This is a genomic window from Micromonospora reichwaldensis, from assembly GCF_031845925.1.
Classification (GTDB): Bacteria; Actinomycetota; Actinomycetes; order Mycobacteriales; family Micromonosporaceae; genus Micromonospora; species Micromonospora reichwaldensis.
Genome location: NZ_JAVRFL010000042.1, coordinates 25,408 through 48,993, shown reverse-complemented (window position 1 = coordinate 48,993; position 23,586 = coordinate 25,408). Strand labels below are relative to the sequence as shown.

The 23,586-nt window shown below is 74.5% G+C and carries 16 protein-coding genes and 2 pseudogenes; 11 read left to right on the top strand and 7 right to left on the bottom strand.

The window, feature by feature from the left end; genetic code table 11:
- Positions 1–171 precede the first annotated feature (171 nt).
- The 3 genes from RM555_RS26795 to RM555_RS26785 all read right to left on the bottom strand — a co-directional run bounded on the left by RM555_RS26795 (position 172) and on the right by RM555_RS26785 (position 2,404).
- Entirely contained in the window at positions 172–537 is a 366-nt protein-coding gene (locus tag RM555_RS26795) for a YciI family protein (protein WP_311414340.1), read from the bottom strand.
- A gap of 163 nt (positions 538–700) precedes the next feature.
- A complete protein-coding gene (gene msrA, locus RM555_RS26790) occupies positions 701–1,372 on the bottom strand; it encodes a peptide-methionine (S)-S-oxide reductase MsrA (RefSeq protein ID WP_311414339.1) in 672 nt (223 codons plus the stop codon).
- Positions 1,373–1,993: 621 nt separating this feature from the next.
- Complete coding sequence (locus RM555_RS26785; protein WP_311414338.1) at positions 1,994–2,404, bottom strand: HIT family protein; 411 nt, start codon at positions 2,402–2,404, stop codon at positions 1,994–1,996.
- Between the two features lie 121 nt (positions 2,405–2,525).
- Here RM555_RS26785 and RM555_RS26780 point away from each other — a divergent pair, with 121 nt between their 5' ends.
- Genes RM555_RS26780 through ilvA form a run of 3 tightly spaced genes read left to right on the top strand, consistent with a single transcriptional unit; the run spans position 2,526 to position 6,352 of the window.
- Positions 2,526–3,668 carry a cystathionine gamma-synthase gene (locus tag RM555_RS26780; protein ID WP_311414337.1) on the top strand — a complete coding sequence of 381 codons (1,143 nt, stop codon included), beginning with the start codon at positions 2,526–2,528 and terminating at the stop codon, positions 3,666–3,668.
- 15 nt (positions 3,669–3,683) lie between these two features.
- Positions 3,684–5,081 (top strand): amidase, encoded by a 1,398-nt coding sequence (locus RM555_RS26775; protein WP_311414336.1) that lies wholly within the window; start codon positions 3,684–3,686, stop codon positions 5,079–5,081.
- A 50-nt stretch (positions 5,082–5,131) separates the two neighbouring features.
- Positions 5,132–6,352: a threonine ammonia-lyase gene (gene ilvA, locus RM555_RS26770; protein WP_311414335.1), complete on the top strand. Its 1,221-nt coding sequence runs from the start codon at positions 5,132–5,134 to the stop codon at positions 6,350–6,352.
- Between the two features lie 112 nt (positions 6,353–6,464).
- On the opposite strand, the gene greA is transcribed toward ilvA, so the two are convergent.
- Together greA and RM555_RS26760 are read right to left on the bottom strand one after the other, a co-directional pair.
- Positions 6,465–6,962 (bottom strand): transcription elongation factor GreA, encoded by a 498-nt coding sequence (gene greA / locus RM555_RS26765; RefSeq protein ID WP_210835422.1) that lies wholly within the window; start codon positions 6,960–6,962, stop codon positions 6,465–6,467.
- Between the two features lie 155 nt (positions 6,963–7,117).
- Positions 7,118–7,552: a DUF4307 domain-containing protein gene (locus RM555_RS26760; RefSeq protein ID WP_311414334.1), complete on the bottom strand. Its 435-nt coding sequence runs from the start codon at positions 7,550–7,552 to the stop codon at positions 7,118–7,120.
- A 191-nt stretch (positions 7,553–7,743) separates the two neighbouring features.
- On the opposite strand from RM555_RS26760, the gene mca reads away from it, so the two are divergent.
- The 7 genes and pseudogenes from mca (at position 7,744) to purE (ending at position 15,584) form a co-directional block, all read left to right on the top strand.
- Entirely contained in the window at positions 7,744–8,625 is an 882-nt protein-coding gene (gene mca / locus RM555_RS26755; protein WP_132233494.1) for a mycothiol conjugate amidase Mca, read from the top strand.
- A gap of 48 nt (positions 8,626–8,673) precedes the next feature.
- The gene (locus RM555_RS26750; RefSeq protein WP_132233496.1) at positions 8,674–8,967 is read left to right on the top strand and encodes a hypothetical protein; all 294 of its coding nucleotides are present in this window, start codon (positions 8,674–8,676) and stop codon (positions 8,965–8,967) included.
- A 242-nt stretch (positions 8,968–9,209) separates the two neighbouring features.
- Positions 9,210–11,678 carry a putative bifunctional diguanylate cyclase/phosphodiesterase gene (locus RM555_RS26745; RefSeq protein WP_311414347.1) on the top strand — a complete coding sequence of 823 codons (2,469 nt, stop codon included), beginning with the start codon at positions 9,210–9,212 and terminating at the stop codon, positions 11,676–11,678.
- Between the two features lie 82 nt (positions 11,679–11,760).
- Positions 11,761–12,991 (top strand): annotated as a pseudogene (locus RM555_RS31090) (thioredoxin domain-containing protein); the annotation flags it as partial.
- A gap of 59 nt (positions 12,992–13,050) precedes the next feature.
- Positions 13,051–13,755 (top strand): annotated as a pseudogene (locus tag RM555_RS31085) (hypothetical protein); the annotation flags it as partial.
- 109 nt (positions 13,756–13,864) lie between these two features.
- Positions 13,865–15,046, top strand: a complete 1,182-nt coding sequence (locus tag RM555_RS26735; RefSeq protein ID WP_311414332.1) for a 5-(carboxyamino)imidazole ribonucleotide synthase — start codon at positions 13,865–13,867, stop codon at positions 15,044–15,046.
- A 46-nt stretch (positions 15,047–15,092) separates the two neighbouring features.
- Positions 15,093–15,584, top strand: a complete 492-nt coding sequence (purE, locus tag RM555_RS26730) for a 5-(carboxyamino)imidazole ribonucleotide mutase (protein WP_311414331.1) — start codon at positions 15,093–15,095, stop codon at positions 15,582–15,584.
- 52 nt (positions 15,585–15,636) lie between these two features.
- On the opposite strand, the gene RM555_RS26725 is transcribed toward purE, so the two are convergent.
- Both RM555_RS26725 and RM555_RS26720 read right to left on the bottom strand, forming a co-directional pair.
- Positions 15,637–20,553: an SCO7613 C-terminal domain-containing membrane protein gene (locus tag RM555_RS26725; RefSeq protein WP_311414330.1), complete on the bottom strand. Its 4,917-nt coding sequence runs from the start codon at positions 20,551–20,553 to the stop codon at positions 15,637–15,639.
- Positions 20,554–20,715: 162 nt separating this feature from the next.
- Positions 20,716–22,143 carry a UDP-glucose dehydrogenase family protein gene (locus tag RM555_RS26720; protein ID WP_311414329.1) on the bottom strand — a complete coding sequence of 476 codons (1,428 nt, stop codon included), beginning with the start codon at positions 22,141–22,143 and terminating at the stop codon, positions 20,716–20,718.
- A gap of 250 nt (positions 22,144–22,393) precedes the next feature.
- Between RM555_RS26720 and RM555_RS26715 the strand changes: the two genes are divergently transcribed.
- Positions 22,394–23,557, top strand: a complete 1,164-nt coding sequence (locus RM555_RS26715) for an acyl-CoA dehydrogenase family protein (protein WP_132233510.1) — start codon at positions 22,394–22,396, stop codon at positions 23,555–23,557.
- The last annotated feature ends 29 nt before the right edge of the window (positions 23,558–23,586 follow it).

Here is a 23,586-nt window from a genome sequence, read left to right as displayed (position 1 = left end):
GTCACGGCACGTGTCGGCTCCGGTGGCGGACCGCGTCAGGAGTGGCGGATGGGGCGGTTTCCGCCCGGCGGCGGATGTGATCGATTGCTCAGTTCGGGAGCGCGGAGGCCGGCGCGACCGATGCCGCGCCGGCCTCCGTGACTGTGCCGGGGTTGCCGTGCCGACTCCCCCTCACTCATCACCGGATTGCGGGACGCGGCCGAACCGTCGGACCTCCTGGGGCCAGCCGCATGCCTCCGCGAGCTTGCCGGCCCACATCCGGGCCGTTTCCACGTCGGCCACGTCCACCACGGTCAGCCCACCCAGCCACTCCTTGGTCTCGGCGTACGGCCCGTCGGTGAACACCAACGTGCCGCTCGTGGCGTCGGCACTGAAGACGGGGGTGTCCCCTCCCTCCAGGCCCCCGGCGAACACGTACGCCCCGGCTGCCTTCATCTCCTCCACGACCGCCATGGCGAGTGGTCCGCGCGAGCGAAACCACTCCTCAGTGTGGTCACCCACCCACTGCTGGTTGAAGTAGATGAGGTACTCGGCCATGTCTGCTCCCTCGTCTCGGGCGGACCCTTGTCTGCCTACAACTCCGCTACGAACGGCGTCAGGCGGATACGACACCTCAGGCAGGAAATTTCCACGCCGATGCCGGCGGGGGAGCGGTGTGGCGGCCGGCTCTGTCCCGAGAGACCGGCTCTGTCCCGAGAGACTAGTGAAGGTCGGACGGCACCCGGGCGACGCCGACCGGGCAGCTCAGCCCGTTCGGGCCGTGGTTGCAGTACCCGTTCGGGTTCTTGGTGGGCGCCAAATACTGCTGGTGCATGTCCTCGGCGAAGTAGTACTGGCCGAGCCGGTCGATCTCGGTGGTGATCTCGCCCTTGCCGGCCCGCGCCACGATTGGTGCGAACGCGTCCCGGGACGCCTGGGCGGTGGCGAGCTGCTCGTCCGTGGTCACGTAGATCGTCGACCGGTACTGGGTGCCCACGTCGTTGCCCTGACGCATGCCCTGGGTCGGGTCGTGGTTCTCCCAGAAGACCTTCAGCAGGTCCTCGTAGCTGATCGTGGCGGGGTCGTAGACCACCTGGACCACCTCGGCGTGCCCCGTCATCCCCGAGCACACCTCCTCGTACGTCGGGTTCGGCGTGATGCCGCCCGCGTAGCCGGCGGACGTGGTGATCACACCCGGCAGCGTCCAGAACAGCCGCTCGGCCCCCCAGAAGCAGCCCATGCCGAACACGGCCATCTGTGCGCCCTCCGGGAACGGACCCTTGAGCGGGGTGCCCAGCACCTCGTGCCGGTCCGCGATCGGCATCGCGATCAGGCGACCCGGCAGGGCCTGGTCGGAGGTGGGCAGTTCGGCCTTCATGCGGCGCAGGAACACGGTGGGACTCCTCTCGTCACTCTCCCAGCGTGCAACACCGCCGGATCCGCCTTCCTTACCCGCTCCACCCACACTCAGGCGACCGCCGCGCGGGAGAAGGTCACAGTCGTCCGCCGGGCAGCGGCGGCCCGCTCGGACCGGTCACGTCTGCCGCACGCCCCATCACTCGCGGTGACATAGGTCGCCGGCCGCGCCGACCTCGTCTCACCCGCTTTGCTCTGCATCCCTATATGCAACAGTCACGCTAGGTGGTGACCGGTCCCGTCCTGGCGGCGCGGGCGTTTCGTGTCGTGGCAGGTCAGCGACTTGGTGCGGATATGGCTGCAGAGCAAAGGGCGTGAGATGGCACCCGGAGCGCCCCGCGCGCTCGTAGCAGAGCGTGACGCGTGACCATTGCTACGGTGTGTGACAAAGGGTGTCGAGAGGCGCGCACCAAAGGGTCCTGCCGCCCCGACTCGCTCCCCGTCGCTCGCCACGCCTGCCCCGCTTCGCGTGGGCTGTCGCGTTCGCCCCCGCTCCGCCCGCTCCGCTTGCCTCCGCCCGCTCCGCTTGCCTCCGCCGGCCCTGCTTGGCTCCGGCGGCCCGCCGGCCTCCGCCCGCCTCCGGACGGCTGGGGGCGCGTCAGAGGGCTGCGGTGATGCGGGCGGCGTAGGTCTCGGCCTCGGCGTCGTCGGCGTAGCGGGTGCGCGGCCAGAAGAAGCCGCGTAGGCCGTCGCCCTTCGTGCGCGGCACCACGTGGGTGTGCAGGTGCGGGACGGACTGGGACACCTTGTTGTTCATCGCCACGAACGTGCCCCCGGCCTCCGTGCCGGCCTCCACGGCGACCGCGAGCCGCCGCACCAGGCCGAAGTAGCCGGCCAGCGACTCGCCGGGCAAGTCGGCCAGGGCGACCAGGTGCGTGCGCGGCACCACCAGCACGTGCCCCTTGAAGACCGGCCGGGTGTCCAGGAACGCCACCCCGTCGGGCTCGTCGGCGACCCGGAAGGCGGGAGTCTCGTCGGCCACGATCCCGCAGAACACGCACCCGCTCATCCGTCCAGGCTATGCCGGCCGCCCGGATGGGAGACATCCCCGCGCCGGCCCGCCGGCGTGGGCGCGGACCCGACAGCACCGTTCCGTTCCAGCCTTCGGGACGGGGGATTAGCCTCACGGGATGAGTCACGGCTTCGACACGCTCGCCATCCACGCCGGCCAGGACCCCGAGGCCCGCACCGGCGCGGTGATCCCACCGATCTACCAGACCAGCACCTACGCCCAGGACGCCGTCGGCGCGCCCCGGCTGGGCTACGAGTACAGCCGCTCCGGCAACCCGACCCGCGACGCCCTCCAGGAGTGCCTCGCCGCGCTGGAGGGCGGCCCCGTCGGGCTCGCCTTCGCCAGCGGCCTGGCCGCCGAGGACACCCTGCTGCGTACCGTCTGCAAGCCGGGCGACCACGTGGTGATCCCCGACGACGCGTACGGCGGCACGTACCGGCTCTTCGCCCGGGTGGCCGAGCGCTGGGGGCTGGACTTCACCCCGGCTAAGGTCTCCGACCCCGACGCGATCCGGGCCGCCGTCGAGCCGGGCCGGACCCGGATCGTCTGGGTGGAGACGCCCACCAACCCGCTGCTCGGCATCGCCGACATCGCCGCGCTGGCCGGCGTCGCGCACGACGCGGGCGCCCTGCTGGTCGTCGACAACACGTTCGCCTCGCCGTACCTCCAGCAGCCGATCGCGCACGGCGCGGACGTGGTGGTGCACTCGACCACCAAGTACATCGGCGGCCACTCCGACGTGGTCGGTGGCGCGCTCGTCGCGGCCGACGCCGGGCTCGGCGAGGAGCTGCGCTACCACCAGAACGCGATGGGCGCGATCAACGGGCCCTTCGACGCGTGGCTGACCCTGCGCGGCATCAAGACCCTGGGCGTACGCATGGACCGGCACTGCGACAACGCCGAGCGGATCGCGGCCTACCTGGACGGGCACGCCAAGGTCGGTCAGGTCATCTACCCGGGGCTGCCCGCGCACCCGGGCCACGAGGTGGCCGCGAAGCAGATGCGCCGCTTCGGCGGCATGATCTCGTTCCGGGCCGCTGGCGGCGAGGACCACGCCGTCGAGATCTGCAACCGGACGAAGCTCTTCATCCTCGCCGAGTCGCTCGGCGGGGTGGAATCCCTGATCGAGCACCCGGGCCGGATGACACACGCAAGTGCTGCCGGCTCGCCGCTTGAAGTTCCCGGCGATCTCGTGCGACTGTCTGTCGGCATCGAGACGGTCGACGACCTGCTCGCCGATCTGGAGCAGGCGCTGGGCTGACCGCTGGCTGGGAGGGTGGCCGTGCAGGACATCATGCCGACCTGGGTGGGGGCGACCGCCAAGCAGATCGCCCGGGGCGTACGCCGGGGCGACGTCACGGCCACCCAGGTCGTCGCCGACCACCTGGACCACATCGCCCGGGTCGACGCCGACCTCGCCGCGTTCCGCACGGTACGCGGCGGGGAGGCGATCACCGAGGCGGAGAAGGTCGACGAGCAGGAGGACCTGGCCAACCTTCCGCTGGCCGGGGTGCCGGTGGCGGTCAAGGAGAACACCCCCGTCGCCGGGCTGCCCACCTGGAACGGGTCGGCGGCGGTGCGTACGCCGGTGGCCGAGGCCGACCACGAGGTGGTCCGGCGGCTGCGTGGTGCCGGCGCGGTGATCCTCGGGGTGACCCGGATGCCGGAGCTCGGCCTCTGGGGCCTCACCGACGACGAGACGGCCGTGACCCGCAACCCCTGGGACACCCGGCGTACCCCCGGCGGCTCGTCCGGGGGCGCGGCCGCGGCCGTGGCCGCCGGCCTGGTGCCGATCGCCCACGGCAACGACGGCCTCGGCTCGATCCGCATCCCGGCGGCCTGCTGCGGCCTGGTCGGGCTCAAGCCGGGCCGGGGTGTGGTCCCGTGCCAGCTCGGCGCGGACGACTGGTTCGGGCTCACCGAGCACGGCATGCTGACCAGCACGGTCGCCGACGCGGCCGTCGGCTTCTCGGTGCTGGCCGGCCGCCGCCCGGACAAGCTGGTGCCGCCGCAGCGACTGCGGGTGGGCGTCTCGCTCCGCTCGCCCGTGCGGGGCGTGCACGCCGACGCGCCCAACCGGGACGCGGTCGCCGCCGCCGGGCGGCTGCTCGCGGGCGCGGGCCACGACACCGTGCCGGCCGATCCGGTCTACCCGACGGCCCTGGGCCTGCAGGGCATCGCCACCTGGTTCGCCGCGGCGGCGGCCGACGTCCGCGCCGCCGGCGTGGACCGGCGCGGTCTCCAGCGGCGCAGCCGCCGGCACGTCGCCCTCGGCGAGTGGGCGCAGCGGCGGGGGTACGTCCGGGAGGCCGACCGGGCCGCCTGGCGCGAGCGCTCGATCGGCTTCTTCGCCGACCACTCGGTCGACCTGCTGCTCACGCCCGCCCTGGCCACCGCGCCGCCGGAGGCCGGCGGTTGGTCCGGCCGGTCCTGGCGGGCCAACATGCTGGCCAACGTCCGGTACGCCCCGTTCGCCGCGCCGTGGAACATCGCCGGCCTGCCCGCGCTGGTGGTGCCGGTCGGCCGCCGCCCGGACGGGCTGCCGGTCGCGGTGCAGCTGATCGGCCCGCCCGGCAGCGAGCTGCTGCTCCTCGGCGTCGCCGGCCAGTTCGAGATGCAGGCCCCCTGGTCCCGCCACGCCCCCGGCTACCCGCGCATCCCCGCCCCCGTCTGACAGGTGGCGTGCCGCGCGTCGGCGCGGGTGGCGGGTGGCACGATCAGGGCATGACGGAACTGGTCGGTCTCGCCGACGTACGGGCCGCGCGGGAACTCCTCGCCGGCGTCGTCCGCACCACCCCGCTGGAGCCCTCCCGGCCGCTCAGCGCGGCGCTGGGCGGGCCGACGTGGCTCAAGTGCGAGAACCTGCAACGCGCCGGCTCGTACAAGGTGCGCGGCGCGTACGTGCGGATCTCCCGGCTGTCGGAGGCGGAGCGGGCCGACGGGGTGGTCGCGGCGAGCGCCGGCAACCACGCCCAGGGGGTGGCGCTCGCCGCCGGCCTGGTCGGTACGCACGCCACGGTCTTCATGCCGGTGAACGCGCCGCTGCCGAAGGTCGCCGCCACGAAGGGCTACGGCGCACAGGTCGAGCTGGTCGGCAACACCGTCGACGAGTCCCTGGTCGCGGCGCAGACCTACGCCGAGCGGACGGGCGCGACGCTGATCCATCCGTTCGACCACCGGGACGTGATCGCCGGCCAGGGCACGGTGGCCCTGGAGATCCTCGAACAGTGCCCCGAGGTCAGGACGATCATCACGGGGGTGGGCGGCGGCGGGCTGGTCTCCGGCATGGCGGTGGTGGCCAAGGCGCTGCGGCCCGACGTGCGGATCATCGGCGTGCAGGCCGCCGGCGCCGCCGCCTTCCCGCCCTCCCTGGTGGCCGGCGAGCCGGTACGCCTCCCGTCCTTCGGCACCATCGCGGACGGCATCGCCGTCGGCCGGCCGGGGGAACTCACCTTCACCCACGTCCGCAAGCTGGTGGACGAGATCGTCACGGTCTCCGAGGAGGACATCTCCCGGGCGCTGCTGATGCTGCTGGAGCGGGGCAAGCAGGTGGTCGAGCCGGCCGGCGCGGTGGGCGTGGCCGCGCTGCTGGCGGGCGTCGTCGAGGTGCAGGCGCCGGTGGTGGCGGTGCTCTCCGGCGGCAACATCGACCCGCTGCTGATGCTGCGGGTGATCGAGCACGGCCTCGCTGCCGCCGGGCGCTACCTGCGGGTGACGGTGCGCTGCTCGGACCGCCCCGGCCAGCTCGCGTCGCTGCTCGGGGAGATCGCCGAGCACCGGGCGAACGTGGTGGACGTGGAGCACCAGCGGGCCAATCCGCACCTGCGCCTGGGCGAGGTGGAGGTGGCCCTGTCGGTGGAGACCCGGGGGGTCGAGCACTCCGACACGCTGATCAGCGCGTTGCGGGCCAGCGGCTACCAGGTGGTCTTCGCCGGCGAGGCGTGACACCGGGACCGGTGCCACGCCTCGCGGGGTCGCTCGTCGTCGCTGCCTGGCCGGATCGGCACCCGGGCGGCCGTGTCGCCAGCCCGGGCCGACCCGGCCCGGCGGCGGGGGCTCAGCCGGAGAACGGCTCGAAGCTGACCACGGTCACCTTGATGTCGGCCCCGCTGGGGGCGGTGTAGGTGCAGGTCTGGCCGGCCCGGCCGCCCAGGATCGCCTGGCCCAGCGCCGACTCCGGGCTGTAGACCGTCAGCTCGGTGGTCGACGCGATCTCCCGGGAGCCGAGCAGGAAGGTCTCGGTGTCGTCCTTGTCGTCGTCGAAGTAGATCGTCACGACCATGCCGGGCGACACCACGTCGGCGGCCTGCGCCCCGCCCACCTTGGCGGTGCGGAGCAGCTCCTTGAGGTAGAGGATGCGCCCCTCGGCCTTGCCCTGCTCCTCGCGGGCGGCGTGGTAGCCACCGTTCTCCCGCAGGTCGCCCTCCTCGCGGCGGGCGTTGATCTCGGCGGCGATGACCGGCCGGTTGGCGATCAACTCGTCGAGCTCGCCCTGGAGCCGGTCGAACGCGTCCTGGGACAGCCAGGTGGCGGGCGCCTCGTTGCCAGTGGACACAGGCGTTCTCCTCGTTCGTGCGTGCTGGCTGACAGGTGAACTTCCAAGCTACCAGTGCGGTACGACACAGGGCGCGCTCGAACACCGGCGGTACCCCCGGGTGCCCGGGCCGCCGAGGCTGTCCGGGCCGCGCGCCCGGCCCGCGCCGTGGCCGCTCAGCCCGCGGGCCGGCAGCGCATCACCTCGCCGACGAAGGGGCGGGCGGTGGTGGCCAGCCGGTGCTGCGCGGTCACCTGCCGCTGGTCGGGTCGGGCGGTCACCGTCACCTCTTCCCGGCCCACCTCGGCGCCGTCGCGGTCCCGGGCGCGCAGCAGGCAGACCGCCGAGCCGCCCTTCGGGACGGTGACCCGGAAGTCGACAAGCACCTGGCTGTCGGTGATCCCCGTGTAGGTGATCACCTCGGCGTCGTAGTTCGGGTCGCCGTACTGCCGGTAGAGCCGCACGGCGACCAGGGTCATGACCGCCACCAGGGCGACCACCAGCAACGCCACCAGCAGCGGCCGGCGACGCCCGGGCTCCCGGCGGCGGCCGTACCGGCCGGGCGGGAAGGCCGGCGCGCCGGGCGGAAGTGTGGCGTGCGTCTCGGTCACCGGCGGGTATCTCCTGGCGTCGTTGTCGGGGGCATCGGCAAGAATGGCAGAGTTCCATCTTCCCAGCCCGTCCCGTCGTCAAATATGACAGGTCGGCACCGGCAGGTCCCGGCGCGGGGGGAAGATTCCGGCAGGTCAGCCGGGCGGTCCCGCGGGGGGTCCGCCGGGGCCAGAGACGAGGAGCGCCGACGTTGGCAGAGCAACTGCGACTGATGGCCGTCCACGCACACCCCGACGACGAGTCGAGCAAGGGCGCCGCGACCATGGCGAAGTACGTCGCCGAGGGCGTGGACGTCCTGGTGGTCACGTGCACCGGCGGCGAGCGCGGCAGCGTGCTGAACCCGAAGATGGACCGACCGGACGTCTGGGCCAACATCGCCGACGTCCGCCGGGCGGAGATGGACGCCGCGCGGGCGATCCTCGGCGTCGAGCAGGCGTGGCTCGGCTTCGTCGACTCCGGCCTGCCCGAGGGCGACCCGCTGCCGCCGCTGCCCGAGGGCTGCTTCGCCCTCCAGGACGTCGAGGTGGCGGCCGGCCCGCTGGTGCGGCTGATGCGCCAGTTCCGTCCGCACGTCGTCACGACGTACGACGAGGAGGGCGGCTACCCGCACCCCGACCACATCATGACCCACAAGGTCAGCGTGGCCGCGTTCGAGGCCGCCGGCGACCCGGAGCGCTATCCGGAGCTGGGCGAGCCGTGGCAGCCGCTCAAGCTCTACTACGACATCGGCTTCTCCAAGGGCAAGATCATGGCGCTGCACGAGACGCTGCTCGCCGCCGACCTGACGTCGCCCTACGAGGAGTGGATCAAGCGCTGGGAGGACCGCCCCGACAAGGGCCCCCGGATCACGACCCGGGTCGAGTGCGCCGACTACTTCCCGGTCCGCGACGACGCGCTGCGCGCCCACGCCACCCAGATCGACCCGGACGGCTTCTGGTTCCAGGTGCCGATGGAGCTGCAACGGCGGGCGTGGCCGACGGAGGACTTCGAGCTGGTGCGCTCGCTGGTCGACAGCCCGCTGCCCGAGTCGGACCTCTTCGCCGGGGTGCGCGAGACGGCCCATGCCCGCTGATCCGGGCCGGGGCTACCCTGGTCACCAACCGCACACCGGAGGAACGCCATGCTGACCGCCGCAGAGGTGCTCGCCCAGAACAACTTCGGGGACACCCGCACGGGTGGCCTGGCCGGGCCCATGGGCCTCTTCCTCATCCTCGTTCTGGCCACCGCCACCGTCCTGCTGATCCGCAACATGAACTCCCGGCTGCGTCGGCTGCCCGACCGGTTCCCCCAGCAGGGTCCGCCGGCGACCCCCGACCAGGCGGATGCGGCAGTCGTCGATCCGACAGATGGTGCGCTGACGCAGGATTCATCCTCCGCCGCTCCCACCGGGCGTCAGCAGCGTCGCAACGGCTAGTCCGCCCATGATTCACGTCGAACCCGGTCGTCGCCCCCTGTTGCGGCCACCGGGTTTGCCTTAGCCTCTCGCCGGGGGGACCAAGAGTTCCCGAGCCGTGCGCGGGAGGGGGCGCCGATGACCACCACACCAGCGGCCGCCCGTCGTACCGGCGAGCGGCCCGCGGGCGGAGCGGCCCGGTGACCTCCGGCAGGGCCGGCGAGTCGACCGACCGGGTCGGAGCCCGCAGCACCCCCGCGCGACTGCTCCTGCTCACCGCCGCCGTCGCGCTGACCGCGCTGATCGCCGCCGGGCTGGGGTGGACCGCCCCGACCCATCTTCCCGCCGACGACCCGCTCGGCGGGCCGGCCCGCTTCGGCCTCGCCGTCGCCGTGTTCGCCGTCGCCCAGCTGGCCCGGCTGCGCTTCCGCACCGGCGCCGGGATGGTGAGCATCACCTGGGGCGAGGCCGCGCTGATCATCTGCCTCTACCTGACGCCCACCGGCTGGCTCCCCTCCGCCGCGCTCCTCGGCGCCGCGCTCGCCTGGTCGGCCATGTCGCTGCTCGGCGACCGGCGGCCGGTGCTGGAGGTCGTCCGGATCACGGCGTCGCTGACCGCCGCCACCGCCCTGGCCGTCTCCGTCACCACCGTGCTCGGCGAGCCGCTGCTGGCGACGCCGACCCCGGCGCTCGCCCTGGCCGTGCTCGCGGGCTCGGTCACCTACCTTCTCGCCACCGCCTGGCTCGGCGGCGCCACCCTGGCGCTGCGGCACGGCATCCCCGTCGCGCCGCCGCTGCTCGCCGCGCTGCGGGGCAAGCTGCTGATGTTCGTCGGGAACGTGGCCGTCGGCCTGGTCGTGGTGGCGCTGCTGGAACTCGACGCGCGCTGGCTGCTGCTGCTCCCGCCGCCGCTCTGGCTGCTCCAGCAGACCTACCGGCACCGGCTCCGCGCCGACCAGGAGCGGCGCACCTGGCGGGCCTTCGCCGAGGCCACCGCCGCGCTCAACCAGCTCGACGAGCGGGGCGTCGCCACGGCCGCCGTGACGGGCGCGCTGACCCTGTTCAACGCCGAACTCGTCGACGTCGACGTGGCCCGGGGCGACGGCCGGTGGCGGCGCTACCGCGGCGACCCGGGCGGCCAGCTGGTCGACCGGGAGGTCGCACCGCCCGGCCGGACCGAGCCGGAGGACCACGAGCTGGTGCGTACCCTCTCCGTGGGGGCCGCCCGCGTGGGTGAGCTGCGGGTCCGGTTCCCGCGCTGCGCGCCCCCCAACGCCCGGGAACGCGACGCCGTGGCCGCGTTCGGCGACGCGCTCGCCGCCGCGCTGCACGACGCCGCGACCCACCGCGAGCTGCGCCTGGTCACCGCCCGCTCGTCGTACGAGGCGGTGCACGACCAGCTCACCGGCCTGGTGAACCGGTCGGCCCTGCTCAGCAAGGGCGACCAGGCGCTGCGCCAGCTCGCCCACGACCACCCGGTGGCGCTGCTGCTGCTCGACATCGACCAGTTCAAGGGGGTCAACGACACCCTCGGGCACGCGGCCGGCGACCAGCTGCTGCGGTTGACCGCCAACCGGCTGGGTGCCCTCGCCCGCCCCGGGGACCTGCTCGCCCGCCTCGGCGGCGACGAGTTCGCGCTGCTGCTCACGTCGGTCCCGGTGATCGGCGACCGGGCCGCCCCGATGGCGTACGCACTGCGGCAGGCCCGCGAGATCGCCGAGCGGCTCGCCGCGCCGACCGAGGTGGCCGGGGTGCGGATGTCCGTCGAGGTCTCCGTCGGGGTGGTGGTCGCCGACGCCGGCACCGCCGACCTGACCGAGCTGCTGCGCCGGGCCGACATCGCCATGTACCAGGCCAAGGAGGGCGGCGGCAGCGTCGCCGCGTACGACTCCGCCCGGGACGCCGCCAGCACCGACCAGCTGGCCCTGCTGGCCGAGCTGCGCGAGGCGCTGAAGACCGACGACCAGCTCGTGCTGGCGTTGCAGCCGGCGGTCGACCTGACCACCGGCGCCCCGACGGGGGTGGAGGCGCTGATCCGCTGGCGGCACCCGCGCCGGGGCTGGCTCGGGCCGCACGACTTCATCCGCCCGGTGGAGAACAGCGAGCAGCTCGGCACCTTCACCCGCTACGTGCTGGACAAGGCGCTCGCGGTCGCCGCCGGCTGGGCCCGCGACGGGCTCGACGTGCCGATCTCGGTCAACCTGTCGGCGCGCAGCCTGCTCGACCCCCGCCTGCCCACCGAGATCGCCGATGCCCTGCGCCGGCACCAGGTGCCGCCGGACCGGCTGGTGCTGGAGATCACCGAGACGGTGGTGATGAGCGAGCTGGAGGTCATCGACGAGGTGCTCGCCACCCTGCGGTCGATGGGCGTGCAGCTCGCCGTCGACGACTTCGGCACGGGCTTCTCCTCGCTGACGTTCCTCACCCGGATCGCGGTGGACGAGCTCAAGGTGGACCGTTCCTTCGTGATCCGGATGGCCGACTCCCCGGAGGCGGCGGCGATCGTACGGACCACCGTCGGCCTCGCCCACGAGCTGGGGCTGCGGGTGGTCGCCGAGGGCGTGGAGACCGCCGAGCAGCGCCTCGCGCTGGCCGAGTTGGGCTGCACGGCCGCCCAGGGCTACCACTTCTTCAAGCCGATGCCGGCCGACAAGATCGGCGCGGTCCTCGGCACCCTGCTCGACGAGGCCCGCCCCAACGTCTTCCCGCTGCGCGCCGACGGCGCCTCCTGACCCCACCCGCCGTACGGCCGGGGGAAGGCCGGTCCACGTCGGAGCGCGGGCGGGCGCGTCACCGGGTGGTTATGGTCGTCGGGTGAACCGACTCGCTGACGCCACGAGCCCGTACCTGCTCCAGCACGCCGACAACCCGGTCGACTGGTGGCCGTGGTGCGACGAGGCGTTCGCCGAGGCGAAGCGCCGGGACGTGCCGGTGCTCATCTCGGTCGGCTACGCCGCCTGCCACTGGTGCCACGTGATGGCCCACGAGTCGTTCGAGAACGAGCAGGTCGGCGCCCTCATGAACGACGACTTCGTCTGCGTCAAGGTGGACCGCGAGGAACGCCCCGACGTCGACGCCGTCTACATGACCGCCACCCAGGCGATGACCGGGCAGGGCGGGTGGCCGATGACCGTCTTCGCCACGCCCGACGGCACCCCGTTCTTCTGCGGCACCTACTTCCCCCGGGCGAACTTCGTCCGGCTGCTCCAGTCGGTCGCCGCGGCCTGGCGGGACCAGCGCGACGCCGTCGTCCAGCAGGGCGCCGCCGTGGTCGAGGCGATCGGCGGCGCGCAGGCCGTGGGCGGGCCCACCGCGCCGCTGGACGCCGCGCTGCTCGACGCCGCGGCCGACCAGCTCGCCAAGGAGTACGACGAGGTGAACGGCGGTTTCGGCGGCGCGCCGAAGTTCCCGCCGCACATGAACCTGCTCTTCCTGCTCCGGCACCACCAGCGCACCGGCTCGCCGCGCAGCCTGGAGATCGCCCGGCACACCTGCGAGGCGATGGCCCGGGGCGGCATCTACGACCAGCTCGCCGGCGGCTTCGCCCGCTACTCGGTCGACGGGCACTGGACCGTGCCGCACTTCGAGAAGATGCTCTACGACAACGCGCTGCTGCTGCGGGCGTACACCCAGCTCTGGCGCCTGACCGGCGATCCCCTCGCCGCCCGGGTCGCCGCCGAGACCGCCGCGTTCATGATCGACGACCTGGGCACCCCCGAGGGCGGCCTGGCCTCCGCCCTCGACGCCGACACCGAGGGCGTCGAGGGGCTCACCTACTCCTGGACGCCGGCCCAGCTCGTCGAGGTGCTGGGGGAGGACGACGGCCGCTTCGCCGCCGACCTGTTCGCGGTCACCGACGAGGGCACGTTCGAGCACGGCACGAGCGTGCTGCGGCTGGCCCGGGACGTCGACGACGTCGCCCCGGAGGTGGCTGCCCGGTGGGAGCGGATCCGGGCCCGGCTGCGCGAGGTCCGCGACGCCCGGCCCCAACCGGCCCGCGACGACAAGGTGGTCGCCGCCTGGAACGGGCTCGCGGTCACCGCGCTGGTCGAGCACGCCGCGCTCACCGGGGATCCCGTCACCGCCGCCGCGGCGGTCCGGATCGGCGAGGTGCTGGCCGACCGCCACATCGTGGCCGGGCGGCTGCGCCGCGTCTCGCGCGGTGGGACCGTCGGCGAGCCGGCCGGCGTGCTGGAGGACCACGGCTGCGTGGCCGAGGCGTTCTGCGCCCTGCACCAGCTCACCGGGGAGGGCCGCTGGCTGACCCTGGCCGGTGGCCTGCTCGACGTCGCGCTGGAGCGGTTCGCCGCGCCGGGCGGCGCCTTCTACGACACCGCCGACGACGCCGAACGCCTGGTCAGCCGCCCCGCCGACCCCACCGACAACGCCACCCCGTCCGGGCGCTCGGCGATCGTCGCGGCGCTGGTCGCGTACGCGGCGCTGACCGGGGAGACCCGCTACCGGGAGGCCGCCGAGGCGGCGCTGTCGACCGTGGCGCCCATCGTCGGCCGGCACGCCCGGTTCACCGGCTACGCGGCCACCGTCGGGGAGGCGCTGCTCTCGGGGCCGTACGAGGTCGCGGTGGTCACCGACGAGCCGACCGGGGACCCGCTGGTCGCGGCGGCACACCGGCACGCCCCGCCCGGCGCGGTGATCGTGGCGGGCCGGTCCGGCCAGCCCGGGGTGCCGCTGCTCGCCGAGCGGCCGATGGTCGGCGGGCGACCCACCGCGTACGCCTGCCGGGGTTTCGTCTGTGAGCGCCCGGTGACGACGGTGGACGACCTGGTCGGCCAGCTCGCCCGGCGCTGACGCCTCCGGTCGGCGCACGCTCCCGGCTGCGCGCAGCGCGCCCGCGGTCGGGGCCGATGCGCCATCCGGCGGCGCAGGTGGCGGGGCGTGCCGATAGGCTGGCGCCGCTATGGATTCCCGTACCGGTCTGCCCGTTGTCGGCATGGTGGGCGGCGGCCAGCTGGCCCGGATGACCCACCAGTCCGCGATCGCCCTCGGCCAGTCGCTGCGCGTGCTCGCGCTGGCCCCCGACGACGGCGCCGCGCTGGTCGCCGCCGACGTCCAGTACGGCGACCACACCGACCTCGCCGCGCTGCGCACCTTCGCCAAGGCCTGCGACGTGGTCACCTTCGACCACGAGCACGTCCCCACCGAGCACATCCGCACGCTGGCCGCCGAGGGCGTGAAGCTCTTCCCGCCGGCCGACGCGCTGCTGCACGCCCAGGACAAGCGGGTCATGCGGGAGCGGCTCGGCGAGCTGGGCGCGCCGAACCCGGCGTGGCGAGGAGTCGCCGAGCCCGCCGACCTGGTGGCGTTCGGCGACGAGATCGGTTGGCCGGTGGTGCTCAAGGCGGCCCGCGGCGGGTACGACGGCCGGGGCGTGTGGATGGTCGACGACGCGGCGCAGGCCGAGGAGCTGGCCGCGACCCTGCTGGCCGGTGGCACCCGGCTGATCGTCGAGGAGCGGGTGCCGCTGCGCCGGGAACTCGCCGTGCAGGTGGCGCGCTCGCCGTTCGGGCAGGTCGCCGCGTACCCGGTGGTCGAGACGGTGCAGCGCGACGGGATCTGCGTCGAGGTGCTCGCCCCCGCACCGGGCCTGCCGGAGGAGCTGGCGGTCGCCGCCCAGCAGCTCGCCATCGACCTGGCCACCGCGCTCGGCGTGGTGGGCCTGCTCGCCGTGGAGCTGTTCGAGGTCGCCGACCCGGCCGCGCCGGGGGGCAGCCGGATCGTGGTGAACGAGCTGGCGATGCGGCCGCACAACTCGGGGCACTGGACCATCGAGGGTGCACGCACGTCGCAGTTCGAGCAGCACCTGCGGGCGGTGCTCGACTACCCGATGGGCGACACCTCGCTGGCCGCTCCCGTGGTGGTGATGGCGAACGTCCTCGGTGGCGAGCCGGGCGGGATGTCGATCGACGAGCGGCTGCACCACCTCTTCGCGGCCGAGCCGGGCGCCAAGGTGCACCTCTACGGCAAGCAGGTGCGACCCGGCCGCAAGATCGGGCACGTCACGGTGCTCGGTGACGACCTGGACGACGTACGGACGCGGGCCGCGCGGGCCGCCCGCTGGTTGCGCGAGGGGCACGCGTGAGCGTCAGCTCGCGAGCCCCGCAGTCGCGAACGAGAGGCAGGCACGCGTGAGCGTCGTTGGGTTGATCATGGGCAGCGACTCGGACTGGCCGACCATGAAGGCCGCCGCCGAGGTGCTGGACGAGTTCGAGGTGCCGTACGAGGTCGAGGTCGTGTCGGCGCACCGTACCCCGATCAAGATGATCGACTATGGACGCGCCGCAGCCGACCGGGGCCTGAAGGTCATCATCGCCGGGGCGGGTGGCGCCGCCGCCCTGCCCGGCATGGTCGCCTCGGTCACCCCGCTGCCCGTGATCGGCGTACCGGTGCCGTTGAAGCACCTCGACGGGATGGACTCGCTGCTCTCCATCGTGCAGATGCCGGCCGGCGTGCCGGTGGCCACCGTGTCGATCGGCAACGCCCGCAACGCCGGGCTGCTCGCCGTCCGCATCCTGGCCGCCGCCGACCGCGCCCTGCTCGACCGGATGTCGGCCTACCAGGCCGACCTGGAGCAGTTGGTCGCCGAGAAGGACGCGGCCCTGCGCGCCTCCCTCGCCTGACCTTCCCCGCCGGACCGACCCTGGCGGTCGCCGGGGACGGGCCCCGCCGATCTCATCGCATGCCGCGCAGGGCCGTCTGGAGGCGTTCCTGGGCCCGGCGCCGGCGCTCGTTGCTCGCGCCGAGCGCCAGCAGCAGGATGCCGACGGGGATCAGGGCCAGCCACGGGCCCAGGCTGAACAGGGCGTGCACCGCCGCGATCGCCGTCACGGCGGCGCCCACGATCACCGGCGCCTGCTGCTGGCTCATCGACCCGAAGACGAGGACGGCCACGGCACCCAGCAGCAGCAGCACCTGGCGCAGCGTGCTGGAGTCGGTGGCCAGCACGATCGCCAGGGTCGGCACGAACGCGGCGACCAGCGCGGGCCCGTACGCGACCCAACTGCTCAGGTCGGGCCGGTGCCGCAACTCCAGCACGCCGACGAGCAGGGCGAGTGCCGCGAAGGGCAGCGTGTAGGCCTCCGGCAGCGCCACGTCGGCGACCCGCATCAGGATCCACCAGGCCGCGATCTCGCAGACCACCACCGCCCAGAACAGGATGCGCCGCTCCACCGGCCGGCGGCCCGGTCGGGTCGCCGCCACGCCCAGCACCGCGCCCCAGGCGGCCAGCAGCGCGGCGATGTGCCGGGGCGAGTCGAAGGCCAACGCCAGGGCGATCAGGGCGGCAGCGTACCCGCTCCACTCGACGGTGGCCGCCTCCCGCTGGGCCTCGGGGCGACGCAGCCGGGGCAGGGTCGCGGCGAACACCTGGAGGGCGGCGCCGACCGCCAGTACGCCGAACGCGGACCAGACGGCCGCGAGGCCGGCCACCAGGCCGGCGGTGAGCACGAAGAGCTGCGCCATCAGGGAGGCGAACAGCCAGCCGAGGATGCGCGCCCGCTGGGTGGTGCCGAAGAGCGCGGCCACCGCGCCGACGCCGACCGCGCCGCCCAGGGTGAACAGGGTCAGCTCCCGCGTCGCCAGGCCGCCGACCAGGCCCGCGCTCCCGGCGGCCAGGCCGATGGCGAAGACGAGCACCCGGGTCAGGCGCAGCGAGCGGGCCCGCTCGGCCAGCGGCGGGGGCGGGGTGAGCGCCAGGCCCAGCATCGAGATGGTGAACACGGACAGCGCCGCCAGGGTGCTCGCCGGCCAGCCGTTGCCGAGCGACACCGGGGTGATCAGCAGGGTGACGGCGGCGCCGGGCAGCACCACCGGCACGGCCCGGGAACGCCGCCCGCCGCTGAAGCCGGTGGCGGCCAGCGCGGCGGTCGCGGTGAGCAGCAGCGCGGTCAGCACGTGGGTCGCGTCGACCGCGTCGGGTGGCGGGGTGAGCAGCTCCGGCGGTGGCCCCTGCCAGACCCGGCCGAGACTGCGGTGCGGGTCGACCAGGGCGACGACCAGGGACGGCGCGATCGACACCAGCGCCAGGGCGGTGGGCAGCGCGGCGGCGGCGAGCGCACCGACGGCGGGGCTGACCCGCCAGCGGCGCCGCGTACCGTCGTCCGGCAGCCGCCGCAGCGCGCCGTCGAGCAGCACCGACCAGCGCCGGACCGGCTGGGCCGCGCCGACCGGAGGTTCCGTCGCGCCCCGCACCAGCTCGGCGAGCACCCCGAGCAGGGCCGCCGCGGCGGCGTAGACGCCGACGGGCATGCCGGCGGGGACGGCGGCCAGGGCGCTCACCGTGGCGCCGCCGACCACCGCCGCGCTCGCCCAGGGCAGGTACTGCGGGATCCGTCGCCGGGCGGCGGCCACCGCCGCCAGACCCAGGCTCGACGCGGCCAACGCGGCGGTGAGCACCACCTCCGGCGGGCGCCCGAACTCGGCCGCCAGCGCCGCGACGGCGCCCGGGAACGCGAGCAGGGCGGCACCGGCCGCGGCACCCCCGATCTGGGCGAGGTGCGGGGGCATCCCCTCGGTCTCGATGTCCTCCACCAGCGGCACGGCCAGCGACCGGGCCAGCGCCGCCACCACGATGCCGATCAGCGCGATGCTGCCCAGCGCCAGCGCGGTGGTCCACGGCCGGACCAGTCCCGCCCCGGCGGCGTGCAGGGCGACGACACCGGCCACGACCGCCCGGGACAGGCCGGCGCGGGGGTCGACCGCGGCCACGGCGGCGGCCCCGAAGACGGTGGCGACCATGCCGCCGACCAGGACGGGCGACCACCACGGCAGGTCGAACGCGGCCGGCGCGCCGATCGTGGCGAGCACGGCCGCCGCGCCCGACACGTCGTACTTCCACGGTGGCGGCAGCAGGACGGCGGCGGCGACGCCGAGCAGGGCCAGCGCGACCGGGGCCTGCCATGTCGACCCACCGGTCGGCCCGGCCGGCCAACCGGTCAGGTCACCGGCCCAGATCGGGCCCGGGGTGGCGAGCACCCCCAGCCCGCCCCGTAGCGCGCTCCAGCCGGCCAGCAGCCCGATCAGCACGCCGCCGACGGCGAGGCCGACGATCGGCCCCCGTCGCCACTCCTCCGGCATGGCCCGGGCGGCCACGGCCACCACCAGCACCAGCGCGGCGGCGACGGCGAGCTGCCCGCCGGGGGCGAGAACGGCCGCGATCCGGGCCAGGGTGGCGATCAGTGCGGCGGTCACCGCCGCGGCGGCCAGGTCGGAGCCGTCCAGGGTGAGGTCGGAGCGCCGGCCGGCGTCGATGGGACCGGCGAACACCACCATCGCGGCGGCGACGAGCAGCAGGCCGCCGACCCAGGCGTCGGCGGCGGTGGCGCCCGGGGCCCCGAAGGCGGCGGCGGTGACCGTGACCGCGCCGAGGGCGGTACCCACCGCCAGCGGCGTCGGGATGCGACGCTGGGAGACCTGCACGATGGCGGCGTGTCCGAGGGTGACGCAGACCGCCAGGAAGCTGGCCGCGAGCACCGGGACGGTGACCTCGCGCAGGCTCGCCGGGGTGGGCGTCGGGTCGACCGGCACGGTCGCGGCGACGAAGGCGGCCACCGCGCCCGGCAGCGCGAACGCCGCGCCCCCGGCGGCCCAGGCGGAGACGGTGTCGGCCGCCGCCGGGGCGAGCCGCATCCGGGGCGCCACGGCGACCAGGACCCCGGCGGCGAACAGCGTGAGCAGGACGGCGGTGGTCAGCGCCGGTCGGGCCAGTCCCGCACCCGCGCCGAACAGGCCGACGCCGGCGGCGGTCGCCGCGTGTGCCAGCGCCGCGCGTTCGGTGCGGGCGGAGAGCCCGACCACCCCGATGCCGACCGCCGTCAGCACCATCGGCCAGGGCGCCACCGCCCAGCCGAGACCGAACGACGCCGGTACGGCGAGCGCGGTCAGCGCCGCACCGACCACGGCGAACTCCCGGCGGATCTCGGGCGGCAGGGCCAGCACCGCGGCGACGGTCAGCAGGAAGGCGCTCGCGGCGAGCTGCCAGGCTGCCGGTCCCACGGCCGCCGACAGTTCGGCCGGGTAGCGGTCCAGGTCGGCCGCCCAGGCCGGCAGCGCGGCCCGGACGGGGGCGACCCCGGCGCGCAGGGCGCCCCCGGCGACCACCACCCCGCTGACCGTGAGCGCCACCGCCGAGGCGAGCTGCGGCCCGCGTCGGGCCGCCTCCGGCACCGCCCGCACGGCCAGCCCGGTCAGCGTGATGACCGCCGCGATCAGCAGCAGCGCCCGCCCGGGGAACGCCACCGAGGCGATCCGGCTCAGCGCGCCGATCACGGCGAGGGTGAAGATCCCGGCGCCGAGGTCGGGCAGTGGCGGCCGGCGCAGCACCAGCGTCCCGGCCAGCCCCACCGCGGCGGCCAGCAGCAGCACCACGCCGGCCCCGGTGGCGGCCGGCACGGTGCTCGCGCGGAGCAGGGCGGAGACGGCGTACGCGAGGGCGAGGGCGACCGCCACCCCGTGCAGCACCCAGGTCAGCTCGCGCAGCCACGGCACCGGGCGGGTGGCCGGCACCCGTTCCTGCGCCGGCAGCCCGCCGTCGACCACCTCGCCGGCCTCCTCGGGCGCCCCCTCCGGCCGGCTGTCGGCGCGGCGCTGCCGGGGCGTGGCCGGGGAACCGGCGGGTGCCGCCGAGGGCCCGGGGAGGTCCCGGCGGACCGGCCGCTCCACGGTGACCGCGGACCGCGCCAGCCAGAGGTCGAGCAGGGCCACCGCGGTCAGCACGAGCGCCCAGCCGGCCGGGCCGGTGATCCGGTCGGACGCCAGCAGCGGCAGCACCGGCTGCGCGGCCAGCACCGTGGCGAACCGGGGCGCGCGCAGCCCCGTCCAGCCCGCGTAGCCGAAGGAGACGCCGGCGGTGACGGCGAAGATGACGCCGGCGAAGATCGCGCCCGAGGCGCCGCCGTTGCCGATCCGGTCCACCGCCCACAGCGCGTAGCCGGCGAGCGGCACCAGGAGCAGGCCGACCGCGGAGATGGTCTCGGCGGTCGAGGTGAGCCCGCGCCGGGCCAGCACCGGCGGGGCGAGCAGCATCAGCACGGTCGCGAGCAGCAGGATGCCCAGCCGGGCCAGCGCGTCCATCGAGCTGGTGGCCACCGCGGCGAAGACCACGGCGGCGACCCCGAGCAGCAGCGCGCCGAGGCCGAGGGGGATGTTCTGTACCTCGCGGGAGGACGCCTCCGGCGGGTGCTCCGGGTCGTCGGCGTCGAGCCAGGTGGCGGTCGACGGCGGGGGCGGCGGCGGGTCCTCGGGGGCGGCCGGGGTGCCCTGCCGGGGGACCCGGGGCGGGGCGCCGGTGGCGGCCGTGGGCGGCCGGCGGCCCGGCCTGCGGCGCAGCACCCGACGGGGGCGGGTGGCCTGCTTGAGACGTTCCTCACCGGCGTGGGCGAGGATGTCCCGCTGGAAGAGCGCGGCCTGCATCTTGGCGGCGATCTGCCGCTGCTCGCTGGCGATGGCGGCCTCGCGGGCCTTCATCTCCGCGATGGACCGCTCGATCTCCGCCAGGTGCTCGACCCACTGTGGCTGGTGCGCACCGCAGTGCGGGCAGCTGGCGGCCGGTTTGATCTCCCGGCCGCACGAGGAGCACTGAAAGGTCGCCACGACACCCCTCCACCCGCACTGTGGACTCCCACCTTGGCAGCATGCCCAATGTGGGCGCGGATTTCGACAGTTGTCGGCGGGTCCGGGGCAAAGATCGTCCACGCGTACGGCGAACGGCCGGTCGCGGAGCGTGCTCCGCGACCGGCCGTCGGTCGTCGATCGTCAGGGGCGGCCCATGCCGCGGTACTCCCAGCCGGCCTGCGTCCACAGTGCCGAATCCAGGCAGTTGCGGCCGTCGACCACCTTGCGTCCGGCGGCCAACTCGCCGAGGGCGACCGGGTCGGCGTTACGGAAGTCGGCCCACTCGGTGAGTACGCAGACCAGGTCCGCCCCGGTCACGGCCTCGTTGATGCCGGGCTCGTAGACCAGCTCGGGCGCCACGGCACGCGCCCGCTCCATGCCCTGCGGGTCGTAGACGTGCACGTCGGCGCCCGCCTTGCGCAGCAGCGAGGCGACGGAGAGCGCCGGCGCGTCGCGTACGTCGTCGGTGTTGGGCTTGAAGGTCGCGCCGAGCACGGCCACGCGCGTGCCGGAGAGATCCGGTCCGGCGGGCCCGGAGCGGCGGCCGAGCAGCTCGGCGGCGAGCTGGACCACCCGGGTCCGGCGGCGCAGGTTGATCAGGTCGACCTCGTGCAGGAAGCGCAGCGCCTCCCCGGCGCCCAGCTCCTGGGCGCGGGCCTGGAACGCGCGGATGTCCTTGGGCAGGCAGGCGCCGCCGAAGCCGAGCCCGGCCTGGAGGAACCGGTTGCCGATGCGCGGGTCGAAGCCGATGGCCCGGGCGAGGTGGGTGACGTCGCCGCCGGAGGCCTCGCAGACCTCGGCCATCGCGTTGATGAAGGAGATCTTGGTGGCGAGGAAGGCGTTCGCGGCGACCTTGACCAGCTCGGCGGTGGCGAAGTCGGTGACCACCAGGGGCACCTCGCGGTCCTCGGTGGCGGCCAGGTCGAAGACGCCCTTGTGGGCGGCGTAGAGCATGCCGTTGGCCCACTCGCTCTTGACGCCGACGACGATCCGGTTGGGCCGCAGCACGTCGTCGACGGCGAAGCCCTCCTGGAGGAACTCCGGGCTCCACGCCACCTCGACGCCCAGGTCGGCGGGGCTGTGCTTGCTGACCAGCTGCTCCACCCACTCGGCGGTGCCGACCGGCACGGTCGACTTGCCGACGATCAGCGCCTTGCGGGTCAGGTGCTGGGCCAGGCTGGTGACCGACGCCTCGACGTACGACAGGTCGGCGCCCATCCCGTCGGCGCGCTGCGGCGTGCCGACGCAGATGAAGTGCACGTCACCGAAGTCGGCGACCTCGGCGATGTCCGTGCTGAACCGCAGCCGCCCGGCCGCCAGGTTGCGCTTGAGCAGCTCGTCGAGCCCGGGCTCGTGGATCGGCACCTCGCCGGCGTTGAGCATGGCGATCTTGTCGGCGTCGACGTCGAAGCCGAGGACCTCGTAGCCGAGTTCCGCGTAGCAGATGGCGTAGGTCGCGCCGAGATAGCCGGTGCCCAGGAAGGTCACCCGCGGTCGCTGCGCGCCGGAGGGGGGCGTCACCGCAGCGATGGCGGGCATCGGCTGGGTGTTGGGGTACGGGATCGTCACGCCTGTCTTCTCCGCTCGCGCTGGCGTCGCATCGTCGCGTCGCGTTCTGCTGCGGCGCCTGGGCGGGCACCGGAGGGACTCTAACGTCTGTCTGTTCCATCGTCGCCGGGCGGCGTCGGCGCTCCGCCACGTCCAAGGCTACGCGGCGGTAACATGACCCCGGACCGGGTCGCTATCCTTCAGTCTGCGCCGTCGGCGGTCAGGAGACGCTACAGACTGCGCATGATAGCGGTGAAGGGGAGGGGCCGACATGGCCGCAGAGCAGTCGTTCGACGTCTACCGGTTGCCCGAGGAACACGAGGCGATCCGGGAGGCGGTCCGTGAGGTCTGTGCGGCCAAGGTGGCGCCGCACGCCGCCGAGGCGGACGAGACCGGCGAGTTCCCGAAGGCGTCCTACGACGCGCTGCGGGCCGCCGACTTCCACGCCCCGCACGTCCCCGTCGAGTACGGCGGCGCGGGCGCGGACGCCCTGGCCACGGCCATCGTGATCGAGGAGGTGGCGCGGGCCTGCGCCTCGTCCTCGCTGATCCCGGCGGTCAACAAGCTCGGCACGATGCCGCTGCTGCTGGCCGGTTCCGAGGAGCTCAAGCGGCGCTACCTGACGCCGGTTGCGGCGGGCGAGGCGATGTTCTCGTACTGCCTCTCCGAGCCGGAGGCCGGCAGCGACGCGGCGTCGATGACCACCCGCGCGGTGCGTGACGGCGATCACTGGGTGCTCAACGGCGTGAAGCGCTGGATCACCAACGCCGGGGTGTCGGAGTTCTACACCGTCTTCGCGGTCACCGACCCGTCCGCCCGGTCCCGGGGCATCTCCGCCTTCGTGGTCGAGAAGTCCGACGCCGGGGTCAGCTTCGGCGCCCCGGAGAAGAAGCTCGGCGTCAAGGGCTCGCCGACCCGCGAGGTCTACCTGGACAACGTCCGGATCCCCGCGGACCGCATGATCGGCGCCGAGGGCACCGGCTTCGGCACCGCGATGAAGACCCTGGACCACACCCGGGTCACCATCGCCGCGCAGGCCATCGGCATCGCCCAGGGCGCGCTCGACTACGCCAAGGGGTACGTCCAGGAGCGCAAGCAGTTCGGCAAGGCGGTCGCCGAGTTCCAGGGCGTGCAGTTCATGCTCGCCGACATGGGCATGAAGCTGGAGGCGGCCCGGCAGTTGACGTACGCCGCGGCCGGCAAGTCCGAGCGGGGCGACGCCGACCTGACCTACTTCGGCGCGGCGGCCAAGTGCTTCGCCTCGGACGCGGCCATGGAGATCACCACCGACGCCGTGCAGCTGCTCGGCGGCTACGGCTACACCCGGGACTACCCGGTCGAGCGGATGATGCGGGACGCCAAGATCACGCAGATCTACGAGGGCACCAACCAGGTGCAGCGCATCGTGATGGCCCGCCAGCTCCTCAAGGGCTGAGCCGGTCGGCGGGCGGGCCGGTCGTCCGG

Coding starts and splice junctions, on each gene's coding strand:
- RM555_RS26735 (WP_311414332.1), top strand. CDS start 13,865: ATGGATTCCCGTACCGGTCTGCCCGTTGTCGGCATGGTGGGCGGCGGC.
- RM555_RS26715 (WP_132233510.1), top strand. CDS start 22,394: ATGGCCGCAGAGCAGTCGTTCGACGTCTACCGGTTGCCCGAGGAACAC.
- RM555_RS26785 (WP_311414338.1), bottom strand. CDS start 2,404: ATGAGCGGGTGCGTGTTCTGCGGGATCGTGGCCGACGAGACTCCCGCC.
- RM555_RS26780 (WP_311414337.1), top strand. CDS start 2,526: ATGAGTCACGGCTTCGACACGCTCGCCATCCACGCCGGCCAGGACCCC.
- RM555_RS26750 (WP_132233496.1), top strand. CDS start 8,674: ATGCTGACCGCCGCAGAGGTGCTCGCCCAGAACAACTTCGGGGACACC.
- ilvA (WP_311414335.1), top strand. CDS start 5,132: ATGACGGAACTGGTCGGTCTCGCCGACGTACGGGCCGCGCGGGAACTC.
- RM555_RS26795 (WP_311414340.1), bottom strand. CDS start 537: ATGGCCGAGTACCTCATCTACTTCAACCAGCAGTGGGTGGGTGACCAC.